This is a genomic window from Pseudalkalibacillus sp. R45 (genome assembly GCF_052246725.1).
Lineage (GTDB): Bacteria > Bacillota > Bacilli > Bacillales > Fictibacillaceae > Pseudalkalibacillus.
Genome location: NZ_JBQQCL010000001.1, coordinates 219,338 through 232,690, shown reverse-complemented (window position 1 = coordinate 232,690; position 13,353 = coordinate 219,338). Strand labels below are relative to the sequence as shown.

Genomic DNA, 13,353 nt, shown 5'->3' with positions numbered 1-13,353 from the left:
AGGGAGATATGTTAATGAACAATAGTGATTGGGACAATGAATATATCAGTGGCGGTTTTCAGTATAAATGGGATATTCCGTACCCTTCGCAAGAGTTGGTTGCTTTTGTTGCCACTATAAACTTTCCAGTGGAGACAGTGGCTTTGGATATTGGCTGTGGAGCAGGTCGAGAAGCGGTTTTTCTTGCACAACAGGGTTTAAATACGATTGGGGTGGATCTTAGTGCAGAAGCCCTCAAGATTGCTGCTGAACGGGCTAAGGAGGCAGGGGTACAAGTTGACTGGCGTCAAGGGAATGTCTTAAATTTACCGGTTGAAGACCACTCCGTAGACTTTGTAAATGATCGCGGGACTTTTCATGTAATTGTCGAAGAGGAACGAGATAAATTTGCACGAGAGATTGCCCGTATCCTTAAACCCGATGGAATGATGTTACTCAGAGGGTGTCGTGATCCAAAAGAGGGGGGGAATCATGTCGCTGTGACGGAACAATCAATCGATCAATACTTTAGTAAATATCTTAATCGTGGAAAAGTGCTCCCGATTCAGATTGTTGATTTTAGCCAAGAAGGGATGAAAGGAAACATAGTGATACTAAAGAAAAGAAAGTAAAGAGGTAGTGAACCTGGGGAAGATAAGTAGGTATGAAGATTTATAGTTCCAGAACAGGCGCAATTCAAAAATATTGGATTACGTCCTTTTCTCCGTTAAAGGGGGCATTTCTGGAATAAGAAGGCGTCCATTTTTATATACGGCTGTTAAAAGGAGTAACTTTTAAAATTTTTACATTGACATATCGGGAAAAGTCGATTAGTTTAAAAGTATGAAGTATATCGATATTTTTAAATCCCTATCAAATGAAACACGCATAGAAATATTGAGATGGTTGAAAGAACCAAAAAAACACTTTGACAATCCCCCGGGCAAAGATCCAAAAAATATTGATGAAAAAGGTGGCGTATGCGTAGGTGTTATTCAAAAGAAAGCACAATTGTCACAATCAACGACATCTCAATATCTAGCTATGATGCAGAAGGCTGGCTTGTTAAAATCTGAACGACACGGAAAATGGACTTACTACCGAAGAAATGAAAAAACGATTCAAGATGTATCCGTATACTTAAAAGAAAAACTTTAATTGGTTTTTCTTACCCATATATATCGAGATTTCCCGATATATAAATATGTTTTTGAGTTAGTCTAAAAACTAACAATTTATTATGGAAAAAAACTAAAGGAAAGAAGGGATCATAGTGAAGGTACTAACAGTTGTTACTCATCCTAGAGAGAACTCCTTGACTTTTAAAGTTGCTGGTCATTTCGTCGAAGGCCTTAAAAAAGCTGGTCACGAAACAGAGGTATTAGATCTATATCGTAGCGGTTTCAATCCAGTACTTTGGGAAGAGGATGAACCTGATTGGTCAAACGAGGTTCAACAATACTCTTCGGAGGTTGAGACCGAAATGGAACGCATGAAAAGACATGATGCCCTAGCTTTTATATTTCCACTCTGGTGGTGGAGCATGCCCGCCTTACTAAAAGGGTATATAGATCGCGTTTGGAACTACGGGTATGCTTACGGACCAGGAAAGCTTAAGCATGAAAAAGTGTTATGGCTAAGCCTGGCCGGTGCGCCAATTGAGCGTTTTGAGAAGAGGCAGTACGATAAGATGATGTCAAGATATTTCAATGTTGGTTTGGCGGATTATTGCGGGATCCAAAATTCGCAATTCGAACTATTATATGAAACCATAAATTTAAAGCCCGGATATATGAAAGAGTGGTTGACTCGAGCTTATACTCTAGGACTGCACTACGCCAAATATTAAGTCTTGAGGTTTTCTTAATTGCGACTATGTGACCTTTCCGCTAAAGCTAGGGTTAAGTTGTTATTCAAGAATCGGGGGCACTTCAGGAATAAGAAGGCGTTAGTTTTACATATATGGGCCATATCCTAGAATAACCGATTGTGCAAACTATCAAATTATTATTATTAAGTTAGAGGCAGTTTATAAGATTTAGACAATGGAGGGAGTCAATTATGAATAAAAAAAATGATAATGAGGTTTTCATAGTAGCAAAGGAACATTTAAGTAATCACCCTAACCCGATTAAACTTTTCAAGGGACAATCCGTTTTTGTTGGAGAAAAATATAATGAAAATGAAGATTGGGATAACTGGATTTATTGCTATACAACGGATAAAAGTTTAGAGGGCTGGGTTCCTGATCAAATAATAGAGAATGATGGAAAACAGGGAGTGATTTTAGAAGATTATATAGCAAGAGAATTGGATGTAAAAGTTGGAGAGAAGCTCTTAAAACAAAAAGAGCTTAATGGCTGGTTTTGGGTTAAGAACCTAGGTACATCTGAAGAAGGCTGGGTACCGAAAGAAAATGTTAAGAAACAAAAGTCCTAATAGACTTTAACATAAACCATCAAAAAGAGATATTGAATGGTCGGAAGATGATCTAAAAAAGTCGTATAAAAGAATGGGCTTAGAGGAAATTTTCCTCTAAGCCTTTTTTTGTGATTTATACTGTGAATCCTTAAATACCTTATACGTAATTTTGCTTGTGATTTGGTCTGCGTTTTTGTGTTTTGCACCTCACAAGTGAACCCGTTAACAATTTGTCTAGGGTTTCTTTAGTGAACAATAAATGAAGGTACCGCTTTGTCAACATCCTTCACTTTCCGCGGGCACGGCCTCAGCCTCCTCAGAAAGTACAGACCGCTTTCTTCCGGGGTCTTCGACTCGTGCTGTTCCCGCAGGAGTCTACGGATGTTGCCTACGCTTTTCGTCTTTCATTATATCGAAAATATTTTATTTTTCGTCTTTTCTGTTGACGGTTATAGTTTTGTCCCAGCCTCTTTCTTGTGGTTATTCATATGCGAAACTGTCTGTTAGACTATGAATTCTGTTTTTGTACCTCAAAACGGAACCTGTTAATAAATTGGTCCCCTTATTTTCTCGTAAACAGATAAAGTGCGGTGATCAGGAAACAAAATCCTAGAATCCGTTTTCCGTCAATTGGAATTTGTTTCATGCCAAGCCAGCCGAAGTGATCGATGACGGAACTCGTGATAAGTTGTGCTGCAATGACAGATATGAGGGAAGCGGCAACGCCGATTTTCGGAACAGCCAATACCATTGCAAACACATAAAAAGCACCAAGAACACCGCCGATCAGCTGCCATCGGGGCACAGCGATTGCTTGCAAGATGTTTCCTTTTCCAAAAAAGATCATCATAAGAAACAAGGTGACCGTTCCAATAAGAAAAGACAGAAATGCACCTTCAATGACCCCGACCTGTTTTCCAAGACCACCATTTACACCAGCTTGAACAGCAACTGCAATTCCACCGATGAACACGATTATGACCATCATCAAATTCATTAGGTATGCAACACCTTTTCCATCAAATTTGAACGTAAACGGAAGACTGTATTCGAATGCTATATTGGACACTTTTAAACTAAACTTTAACATAAAGTAAAAAGTTACGGAATTTATTTTAAGAAAATTACAAAAACGACAAAAAAACAGTTTTTTTCTTCGATCATTCTACAATCTTCTTAAAAAACATATGATATGTTTTTACTCTAACAGCTTGTTTTTCAAATATAGGTTAAAGGAGGGGCTGACGTTCTTCTGAAAAATTTCTTGTCAATCCAACTCATATTTTCCTCAGAAAAACCTCTAAAATAAGTGAACTGCGCTGATGTTCCACCTGCATTTTTGAAAGACCCAACCTCACGAGTTTTTACACATCTTTACACTTTGAACAAAAATGAAGTCTGATGTTTTGACGTTTTGTCAAATGAAAACCTTCTTTCGACACCGTAAAATAAACTTAAGATTCAAACAATTCAGTCAAATTTTCTTGAAGTCGTTGTTCCTTTTGCTTGTGCTACATACAAGATCAAAAGAATTGAAGGAGGAAATGTAGATGTCTGATTTAGTGAAAATTGGTCTGATCCAAGCAATTCATGATGTGGATGGGAATGAGCCAGTAGCCGTCCATAAGGAAAAATCAATTGAAAAACATGTCAAGCTTGTAAGAGAAGCAGCAGAGAAGGGTGCACAGATTATTTGTCTACAAGAAATTTTCTATGGACCTTATTTTTGTGCAGAGCAAAATTCAAAATGGTATGACTCTGCTGAAGAGATTCCGAATGGACCAACTACAACACAGTTTCAGGCGCTTGCCCGCGAACTTGGTGTCGTTATCATCTTACCAATCTATGAACGTGAAGGAATCGCAACCTACTATAATACAGCAGCCGTCATCGATGCGGATGGCTCTTATCTCGGAAAATACCGCAAACAGCATATTCCGCATGTAAAGGTTGGCGACGAGGGCTGTGGTTTTTGGGAGAAATATTACTTTAAGCCAGGGAATCTAGGTTATCCGGTATTTGATACAGCTTTTGCTAAAGTAGGCGTATATATCTGTTACGATCGTCATTTCCCAGAGGGTGCTAGATTACTAGGTTTGAGAGGAGCAGAAGTCGTCTTTAATCCTTCCGCAACTGTCGCGGGCCTTTCAGAGTACTTATGGAAGCTGGAGCAGCCTGCACATGCAGTTGCCAACGGCTACTATTTGGGAGCGATCAACCGAGTCGGCACAGAAGGACCGTGGAACATGGGTGAATTCTATGGCCAATCCTATCTAGTAGATCCTCGAGGAAATTTCGTATCAATGGGAAGCCGTGACCAGGACGAGGTCATCATTGGTGAAATGAATAAGAAAATGATCCGTGAAGTACGTGATGTATGGCAGTTCTATCGTGATCGCAGACCTGAAACCTATGGCGAAATGACATCGCTGCTACCGTAAACGGCAAATAAGGTGACTTATGACTTTACACCAGGGTTTTAGTCACCTTTATTCATGTGTTTTGAAAACAAACTAACAACTCCAAAAGGGGGCTTTGACGTGGGGAAATCTGAAAAGCTGCATATTTCACTGACAGAACTTCCGAAAAACTTTCAAGAAGTCCATCCAGCACTATCCGAACGTGAAGCGGTTGAAGAAGCAAACCGGTGTCTTTATTGCTATGATGCACCCTGTATACAGGCATGTCCCACCGGCATTGACATTCCAACGTTTATTAAAAAAATCGCATCTGGAAATGTAAAAGGTTCTGCAAAGACGATCATGACAGCGAACCCAGTCGGTGCGAGCTGCGCGCGTGTCTGTCCGACAGAAGAATTATGTGAAGGGGCTTGTGTCCTCAATCATTCCACTAAGCCGATCATGATTGGTGACTTGCAACGCTATGCCACGGATTGGGCAATCAAGAACGATCAGGTGTTATTCCAAAAAGGTCAAAGCAATGGAAAATCGGTTGCCATTGTCGGAGGTGGTCCTGCTGGTCTATCAGCAGCACGTGAGCTGGCATTGCTGGGATACGATGTGACGATTTTTGAAGCATCACCGACAGCAGGAGGCTTGAATACATACGGAATCGTATCCTTCCGCCTGCCGCAAGAAATCTCGTATTGGGAAGTCGATCAAGTTAAAGGTCTTGATGTAAAGATCCGGACCAATACAGCAGTAGGAAGGGATATTTCTGCGGATGAAATGTTGGATGCTTTCGATCATGTTGTTTTAGCAGCTGGCATGGGTCATGTGCCGGATCTCGGAATTGATGGGGAGGAGTTGGAAGGTGTTCATGACGCAATTGAGTTCGTCAAAGACACGAAAACGAAATCTCTATCCAATGCTCTTGTCGGAAAGAACGTGGTCGTCATTGGTGCAGGGAACACTGCAATCGATGGTGCGACTTGTTCAGTCCGTCTAGGTGCCGGCAATGTAAAAATCCTTTATCGACGAACACAAGATGAGATGAGTGCTTATGATTTCGAATACGAATTTGCTAAGCAGGATGGTGTAGAATTCCGCTGGTTGACGCAGCCTGTCAAAATCCATGGAGATGAAAAGGGGCGTGTCAAAGCGATCGAATGCATCAAAATGGAACTCGGAATACCCGGAGCAGATGGTAGAAGGCGTCCGGTCCCGGTCGAAGGATCCAATTTCACTTTACCTGTCGATGCTGTTATCAAAGCGATTGGTCAAACGAGACACCAAAGTTTGATCGATCAGTTCAATCTTGAACATATCGATGGTGTCGTACAAGTTTCAGAGTCTTATCGTACCTCGAATCCGAAGGTGTTTGCCTGCGGCGATATCGTTTTTGGAAAAGGAAAAGGAGAAGCGATGGTCGTCACTGCTGCCCAACAAGGGAAAAAAGCAGCTTACGCAATCCACAAGTTATATAAAGAAGAAACAGTGACAGCATAGGAACTGCTACGGAGAACATAGAAGAAAGGGGAGTAATAGAATGGCAGATTTAAGGACGAACCTGGCTGGAATTGAATCACCGAACCCATTTTGGCTCGCATCAGCACCTCCGACGAACTCAGGTTACCAGGTACAGAGAGCGTTTGAAGCGGGATGGGGTGGAGCTGTTTGGAAGACTCTTGGAGACCCGATCTTGAACGTTTCTTCCCGTTTTGCTGCAGTCAGCTTCAACGGACAACGTGTCGCCGGATTCAACAATATCGAGTTGATCACAGACCGTCCGCTTGAAGTGAACCTTCAGGAAATCTATGAAACAAAAAAACGCTTTCCGAACCATACCGTTGTCGCTTCCCTGATGGTCGAACCACAACAAGAGAAGTGGCATGAAATCGTGAAGAAGGTAGAAGAAGTCGGAGTAGATGGTCTTGAGTTGAATTTCGGATGTCCTCACGGTATGGCAGAGAGAGGGATGGGATCCGCTTCAGGGCAGGTTCCTGAACTTGTTGAGAAACAGACCTACTGGGCAAAAGAAGCCGCACAGACACCGGTCATTGTCAAACTGACGCCTAACATCACGGATATCACTGCGACGGCTGAAGCGGCTGCCCGTGGTGGTGCCGATGCGATCAGCATGATCAACACGATCAATAGTTTAGCAGGTGTGGATTTGGATTCATGGAATACGATCCCGCATGTTGGTGGAAAAGGAGCGCATGGCGGTTATTGTGGACCGGCAGTAAAACCGATTGCTTTGAATATGGTCGGAGAATGTGCGCGCAGCCCAAGAATCAATGTACCGATTTCAGGCATGGGTGGCGTTTCGAATTGGCAGAATGCGGTCGAGTTCATGCTGATGGGGGCTTCTAACGTACAAGTTTGTACAGCTGCCATGCATCATGGGTTCCGTATCGTAGAGGATATGATCGATGGGTTGAACAACTACCTTGATGAAAAAGGGATTGCTTCTGTACAGGAGATTGTAGGGAAGTCAGTTCCGAAGTATTCGGATTGGGGCAACCTTGACCTCAATTATAAAATCGTAGCCCGTATCAACAACGATGTTTGTATCAACTGTAACAAGTGCCACATTGCTTGTGAGGATACATCGCATCAGTGTATCGATATGCTGAAGGACGGACATGGTAATTCCTATTTGGAAGTACGTGAAGAGGATTGTGTCGGTTGTAATCTTTGTTCAATCGTCTGTCCTGTCGATGGAGCGATCGATATGGTTGAGGTTTCTAGTGAGCACCAGCCGATGACCTGGAATGACCGGCAGGCAACTTTAGGGGCACTACGGAGCCAGAGTGCCGATCCTATTAAATAAAGGCTCTTTTCTAAAAGATTGTTGCTTTTGAGTCATTTTTTTAATAAACACCTTGTACAAGTTGATTGGAGAGCAAGGTGCGAGACTCCTGCGGGATCAGCGGGACAGGTGAGACCATTCAATGTCGCAAGGCGACGAGTGGGCTCACCGCACGCCCCGCGGAAAGCGAGCATCCTGGAGCGGAAATCAACGACTTTCAAGAGCAACAACGTTTGCGAAACAAACTAATAAAAAAAGTCTGGAGGAGATTTGGTCGTGAAAAAAATCATTCAGAACGGAACGATTGTCACAGCTTCGGATACGTATAGTGCTGATATTTTAATAGAAAACGAGCGGATTATCGCAATAGGTGAAAACCTCGATGACCAGGGTGCAGAAAAAATTGATGCGAAAGGGTGCTATGTCTTCCCTGGGGGAATCGATCCTCATACACACTTGGAGATGCCATTCGGAGGAACAGTATCCAAGGATGACTTTGAAACAGGGACCATTGCGGCAGCTTTCGGGGGTACCACGACGGTGATCGACTTTTGCTTAACCAATAAAGGGGAACCTCTCCAGAATGCGATTGATGTATGGCATGCAAAATCGAAAGATAAAGCCGTAATCGATTACAGCTTCCACTTGATGATTTCGGAATTGAACGAAGATGTGCTCAATCAATTGCCTCAAATCATGGATAAAGAAGGAATCACTTCTTTCAAAGTGTTCATGGCCTACAAAAATGTGTTCCAGGCTGATGATGAAACACTGTTCAAAACGCTTATCATGGCTAAAGAACAAGGCGGTCTTGTCATGGTCCATGCGGAAAACGGAGATGTCATCGATTACCTTGTGAAGGAAGCGTTGGAAAAAGGGCAGACTGACCCGATTTACCATGCGTTGACACGCCCGCCAGAGGTGGAAGGAGAAGCGACTGGAAGAGCTGCTCAACTGACTGGTCTGACGAAGTCGCAGTTGTATGTCGTTCATGTTTCATGTGCAGATGCTGTTGAGAAGATTGCAGAAGCAAGAAATAAAGGATTCGATGTGTGGGGGGAAACATGCCCACAATACTTGACGCTTGATCAAACTTACCTTGAAAAACCTGATTTTGAAGGGGCTAAGTACGTTTGGTCCCCGCCGCTACGTGAAAAATGGAACCAGAATGTCCTTTGGAATGCGTTGAAAAACGGTCAACTGCAAACATTAGGATCAGATCAATGTTCCTTTGATTTCAAAGGACAAAAAGATTTAGGGAAAGGTGATTTCTCTAAGATTCCGAATGGCGGGCCAATGATAGAAGATCGTGTCAGCATTCTATTTTCTGAAGGAGTAAAAAAAGGCAGGATTACGTTGAACCAATTCGTCGATATCATGTCGACACGAATTGCGAAACTGTTCGGATTGTTCCCGAAGAAAGGAACGATCACAGTCGGCGCGGACGCAGATATCGTGATTTTCGACCCGAATGTCGAACGTACGATTTCAGCAAAAGCGCATCATATGGCGGTCGATTACAATGCGTTTGAAGGAATGAAAGTCACGGGAGAAGCAGTATCCGTCCTTTCACGTGGGGAGTTCGTCATTCGTGATAAGCAGTTTGTCGGTAAGCCTGGAACCGGTAATTATCTGAAACGCGCTCGTTATAACCAGTTGTTAAAGCCAGTTGATGAAAAACTGACAATCTAGTGTCTCAGCTGCCATTGTTCCCGGTTCTGATTCCCATGGAAACTGGGGACGATGGTGGTTTCAAACATAAAGTGCTAAGGAGGTTACGAGGCAGCATATTATGAAACCACCATGATTCACACCAATTGCACTATTTAAAGGGTATGAGGAGTGATTGTAATGAAAAAACAGGAAAGTTATTTGAAATCTCCTGACCTGCTGCCAATCAGTCAGGACGGGAGAAAGATTACAACACTGGGTTTTTCCTTCATGTGGGTTGGTATGGTTGTTGTACTTGCGACATTTGCAATTGGTGGAGCAGGGGTCATGTCGCTGCCTTTACCTCTCGTCGTATTGGCAACCCTCATTGGATCGATTGCGATCGGACTTTTCATTTCATTGATTGCAGATATAGGGATTGAACACGGTGTGTCGTTTCCGGTCTATATGCGTGCTCCGTTTGGAACAATCGGGACACATATCCCTTCCATCGTCCGTGGAGTAGCTGCATCCATGTGGTTCGGGATCAATACGTATTTTGGGGCAACAGCGATGAACGGTATTTTGAATATGTTATGGGGATTCGATAACTGGCTTGCATGTTTCTTTGTTTTCGCATTCTTGCAGTTGTTGAATACAGCATTAGGAATCAAAGCGGTCGAGCGGTTCGCCGATATGGCAGCACCGACGATCATCCTCATTTCAATCTGGATGTATCTTGAATTATCGGGTACCGCCGCAGCCGAAGGTAGAAACGTATGGTCTTGGGCTGAAAACCCTGTGACAGGCGGAGCAGCGTTTACTGCATTTTTAGTCGTCATCTTCAGTAACATGGGCTTTTGGGCTACACTCTCTGCTGATATTCCATCCATTTCACGCTTCATTAAAGCACCAAAGTTTGAGCATAATTGGTTCAAACGGAACAAAGGTGCCATTGTCGGTAGTTTGATCGCTCTGCCGTTGACTCAAACCTTCATGATCATCATCGGTGCGGTCGCTTATATCGCTGTTCAAAACTATGACCCTGTCCTTGCTCTTCAAGAAACAGCCACTGGACTCGTGCTGGCAATTCTATTGCTGATGATTGTCCTCGCCCAATGGTCAACGAATATTTCAGCGAATATCGTTCCTGCAGCGACGATCTTCTCGAATGTTGGAGGACCTAAATTTCCGTTTTGGGCGGGTGTATTTGCTGCAGGTGTCGTCGGTACAGTCGTTCAACCGTGGAGCCTGTTTGGGGTCATCATTCCAGTATTGCTTATCGTAGGGGGCATCCTATCAGCTATCGTCGGGATATTATTCGCTGATTATTATTTGCTGAGGAAACGCCGTGTGAACGTCTATGATTTATATAAAACAGATGGACAGTTCAAATACGCTGGCGGAGTAAACGTGGCAGGCTTTATTGCATGGGTCATCGGAGCTGTCGTATCTTACTTCTTCCCGAATTACTCCTTCTTGATCGGATTCGTATTAGGAGCGGCTTGTTACTATTTACTTTGTAAGTACTGGTATTTCCAAAAATACAAACAAGCTGAAATTGAAGATCCGAGTGATGAGAAGTTTCTCGGCATTACAGTTGGCCGTGACTGGAACCTTGATGATGAAAATGAGCCTGTTGAGTTGAAGGACGCAAAGTGATTTGATACATCCAGGTTATGAAAGAAAAAAGGAGACATTGATACAGAGGAGGTTCTATATGTCAGATTATCAGGAATATCTTCTAGAACGGGAGAAAATCGATCATATGCTTGAGAAAGGATATGCCATAAAAGACGTTCAGGAAAACTTAAGTGGAGCTTTCCTGACGTTTGTAAAGCTTGGAGAAGAAGCCGAAACACTTCATATCAAAACAGCTGATGCTCGAAAATACTTTTCCAATCTGATATTTCAGCAACGCCAAAACGTTTGATCCTTTAAAAAGAGGCTTTGTTTAACTGTTTCTTTTTGCAGAATTCACTCCCTATCCGCGGGCGAGCCGCAGGAGTGTCGCGAATTCGCTTAAAGAAACGTTCTACTCAACGTTAAAATTGAACAAAGCAAAAATGAGAGGAGATCTTCAATGGAATTTTCACTGAAGTGCAAAGAAAGCATGTTTCCATGTGAAGTGACGATTGATGAGGACAACGGACGTTATATGCTAAGAAAAGCGGATTCCAGCGGGGAGTTTTTCAATACACCTCAGGAATTAGCAGACTGGGTATTCAGGAATTGGCGTTCAGATGATTTTGATGAACAAGAATCTTATCAGCGTATGCTTCGGACATTGGAAAAGTATTTGCCGATGAGCAGCTCATAAGAATTCTTGACACTTTTCGAAATTTCCACTATGACAACGATGTTCACAGATCGGAGTGTCCAAACTTGCAACATCATTCGAGTTTAGCTGTAAAAGATATTTTAAGCAGGAAGCACTTTGAGAAAACGGAAGTGATTGCAGGAAGTGAAGGGCTGACCCGACAGGTGAAATGGGTTCATGTCGTGGAGGTTCCGAACATACGGAAGCTGTTGAACGGCAATGAACTCATTCTATCGACGGGTGTCGTCTGGAAAGACAATGACGCTTTACTGATAGACTTTCTTGAACAACTGATCGATTGTGGTGCGGCTGGTCTTTGTATCGAAATCGGGACTTATACCGAAACGATTTCTGAAGAAGTAATCAAGCTGGCCGACCACCATCGTTTTCCAATCATCTTATTTTTAGAGGAAGTCCAGTTCGTCAACATCACGCAAGATATCCATGTCCAGTTGATTAATCAGCACTATCAGATGATTCAGGATCTCGAGGAATATTCACAAAAATTGAACCAAAAATTACTGACGATCGAAAATAGTCTAGAAATGCTCAAATTGATGAATGAGTATACAGGCTTGCAAGTGTTGATGAAAACAACGAACGATGAGGATGTGTACGTGCCTGAATTGAATGGAGATGACCAGGGTTCCCTTCTTACATACATTGATCAGTCAGGTGATTCTCCTTTTATCAGCCACCGGCACGTACCTGTGATGGAACAAGAATACGGAGAAATTTTCATTGTTTCAAAGGAACGGGAGATCAATGAGTTCGATCTGCTTATTCTTGATCGGACAACGACGGTCCTAGCCCAACTATTTCTTCGCGAAATGTATGTTGAAGAGAGACGTCGGACGGAAAAGAATGAATGGATCAACAATTGGCTCGATGGAGAACACAATGAACAAGAAACCTCAGAGAACCTGATTTATTATGAAGGAAAGATGAATGTCCTGGGCGGTACAGTAGCGATATGTAAACTGCCGTCCGCAACGTCTAGCTCAGATATCACTTATCTGAATCTCTTCATCAGGGCTATTTTTGAACAACAAGGTTTCCACCTGATCGCTACGGAAAAGCATGGGTATACGGTGTATATCCTGCTTAATAAACGTGGAGCTGGTTCTTGGAAACAGCGACTAGGCAAAGGAATGCAAAGGGTGTTCCATACGGAATTTCTGAAAAAACATGCTTGTCAAATTAAGAGTATAGCTGTGGGGCAATATACCGAGTCGTTAAGTGATATCGGGAGAAGCTATGAGACGGCTGTCGAAACGATCAAGCTACAAAGGAATTTACTGCCTGAACAATTCTGCAACTATTATGAAGACTTACATATGTACAGGGTAATCAGTTTGGTCAAAACACAGAAAGAGTTCCAGAACATGATCAACGAATACTTGAATCCTGTCATCGAATACGATCAGAAATACAACGGCAAGCTCTTGCAGACATTGAGGACCTACCTAGCCTGCAGCGGCTCTAAAAAGGAAACCGCAGAACAGCTATTCATCGTACGACAAACGTTATATTATCGCCTTGAAAAACTCGAAAAGCTGTTGGGTGATGATTTCATGTCTAATCCTGAGAAACGAATGGCGATCGAATTCATGCTATTTGCCCATAATTACCTGAATGCTTCAGGAAGTGTCCAAAATGTAAAATCGGACAAGCCTGTTTTGACGTAGTCTGTACAATTGTGTCGGTTAGAAGGAAGGATTTTTTGACATTGTGTCTAATGTAACACCATATAGAATCATAGATAATGT

13 protein-coding genes are annotated in these 13,353 nt (G+C 42.7%); 12 read left to right on the top strand and 1 reads right to left on the bottom strand.

Features of this window, described 5'->3' with window-relative positions:
- Positions 1-8 precede the first annotated feature (8 nt).
- The 4 genes from ACTWQL_RS01190 (at position 9) to ACTWQL_RS01175 (ending at position 2,418) form a co-directional block, all read left to right on the top strand.
- Positions 9-611 carry a class I SAM-dependent methyltransferase gene (locus ACTWQL_RS01190; protein ID WP_443140613.1) on the top strand — a complete coding sequence of 201 codons (603 nt, stop codon included), beginning with the start codon at positions 9-11 and terminating at the stop codon, positions 609-611.
- Positions 612-822: 211 nt separating this feature from the next.
- Complete coding sequence (locus ACTWQL_RS01185; protein ID WP_408008397.1) at positions 823-1,137, top strand: ArsR/SmtB family transcription factor; 315 nt, start codon at positions 823-825, stop codon at positions 1,135-1,137.
- Positions 1,138-1,252: 115 nt separating this feature from the next.
- Positions 1,253-1,828, top strand: coding sequence for an NAD(P)H oxidoreductase (locus tag ACTWQL_RS01180; protein WP_443140612.1), 576 nt, complete (start codon positions 1,253-1,255; stop codon positions 1,826-1,828).
- 212 nt (positions 1,829-2,040) lie between these two features.
- A complete protein-coding gene (locus ACTWQL_RS01175) occupies positions 2,041-2,418 on the top strand; it encodes an SH3 domain-containing protein (protein WP_443140611.1) in 378 nt (125 codons plus the stop codon).
- Positions 2,419-2,962: 544 nt separating this feature from the next.
- On the opposite strand, the gene ACTWQL_RS01170 is transcribed toward ACTWQL_RS01175, so the two are convergent.
- The gene (locus ACTWQL_RS01170) at positions 2,963-3,397 is read right to left on the bottom strand and encodes a DMT family transporter (protein WP_443140610.1); all 435 of its coding nucleotides are present in this window, start codon (positions 3,395-3,397) and stop codon (positions 2,963-2,965) included.
- A gap of 553 nt (positions 3,398-3,950) precedes the next feature.
- Between ACTWQL_RS01170 and ACTWQL_RS01165 the strand changes: the two genes are divergently transcribed.
- The 8 genes from ACTWQL_RS01165 (at position 3,951) to ACTWQL_RS01130 (ending at position 13,272) form a co-directional block, all read left to right on the top strand.
- Positions 3,951-4,841, top strand: coding sequence for a nitrilase-related carbon-nitrogen hydrolase (locus tag ACTWQL_RS01165; protein ID WP_443140609.1), 891 nt, complete (start codon positions 3,951-3,953; stop codon positions 4,839-4,841).
- Between the two features lie 99 nt (positions 4,842-4,940).
- Positions 4,941-6,308: an NAD(P)-dependent oxidoreductase gene (locus ACTWQL_RS01160; protein ID WP_443140608.1), complete on the top strand. Its 1,368-nt coding sequence runs from the start codon at positions 4,941-4,943 to the stop codon at positions 6,306-6,308.
- A 40-nt stretch (positions 6,309-6,348) separates the two neighbouring features.
- Positions 6,349-7,635: an NAD-dependent dihydropyrimidine dehydrogenase subunit PreA gene (gene preA / locus ACTWQL_RS01155; protein WP_443140607.1), complete on the top strand. Its 1,287-nt coding sequence runs from the start codon at positions 6,349-6,351 to the stop codon at positions 7,633-7,635.
- Between the two features lie 255 nt (positions 7,636-7,890).
- Complete coding sequence (gene hydA, locus ACTWQL_RS01150) at positions 7,891-9,306, top strand: dihydropyrimidinase (protein ID WP_443140606.1); 1,416 nt, start codon at positions 7,891-7,893, stop codon at positions 9,304-9,306.
- A 159-nt stretch (positions 9,307-9,465) separates the two neighbouring features.
- Positions 9,466-10,926, top strand: coding sequence for an NCS1 family transporter (locus tag ACTWQL_RS01145; protein ID WP_443140605.1), 1,461 nt, complete (start codon positions 9,466-9,468; stop codon positions 10,924-10,926).
- Positions 10,927-10,984: 58 nt separating this feature from the next.
- Positions 10,985-11,197 carry a hypothetical protein gene (locus tag ACTWQL_RS01140; protein ID WP_443140604.1) on the top strand — a complete coding sequence of 71 codons (213 nt, stop codon included), beginning with the start codon at positions 10,985-10,987 and terminating at the stop codon, positions 11,195-11,197.
- A gap of 150 nt (positions 11,198-11,347) precedes the next feature.
- Positions 11,348-11,584, top strand: coding sequence for a hypothetical protein (locus ACTWQL_RS01135; protein ID WP_221566581.1), 237 nt, complete (start codon positions 11,348-11,350; stop codon positions 11,582-11,584).
- Between the two features lie 65 nt (positions 11,585-11,649).
- The gene (locus ACTWQL_RS01130; protein ID WP_443140603.1) at positions 11,650-13,272 is read left to right on the top strand and encodes a PucR family transcriptional regulator; all 1,623 of its coding nucleotides are present in this window, start codon (positions 11,650-11,652) and stop codon (positions 13,270-13,272) included.
- Positions 13,273-13,353: the final 81 nt, after the last annotated feature.

Coding starts and splice junctions, on each gene's coding strand:
- ACTWQL_RS01190 (WP_443140613.1), top strand. CDS start 9: ATGTTAATGAACAATAGTGATTGGGACAATGAATATATCAGTGGCGGT.
- ACTWQL_RS01185 (WP_408008397.1), top strand. CDS start 823: ATGAAGTATATCGATATTTTTAAATCCCTATCAAATGAAACACGCATA.
- ACTWQL_RS01175 (WP_443140611.1), top strand. CDS start 2,041: ATGAATAAAAAAAATGATAATGAGGTTTTCATAGTAGCAAAGGAACAT.
- ACTWQL_RS01170 (WP_443140610.1), bottom strand. CDS start 3,397: ATGAATTTGATGATGGTCATAATCGTGTTCATCGGTGGAATTGCAGTT.
- ACTWQL_RS01165 (WP_443140609.1), top strand. CDS start 3,951: ATGTCTGATTTAGTGAAAATTGGTCTGATCCAAGCAATTCATGATGTG.
- preA (WP_443140607.1), top strand. CDS start 6,349: ATGGCAGATTTAAGGACGAACCTGGCTGGAATTGAATCACCGAACCCA.
- ACTWQL_RS01145 (WP_443140605.1), top strand. CDS start 9,466: ATGAAAAAACAGGAAAGTTATTTGAAATCTCCTGACCTGCTGCCAATC.
- ACTWQL_RS01140 (WP_443140604.1), top strand. CDS start 10,985: ATGTCAGATTATCAGGAATATCTTCTAGAACGGGAGAAAATCGATCAT.
- ACTWQL_RS01135 (WP_221566581.1), top strand. CDS start 11,348: ATGGAATTTTCACTGAAGTGCAAAGAAAGCATGTTTCCATGTGAAGTG.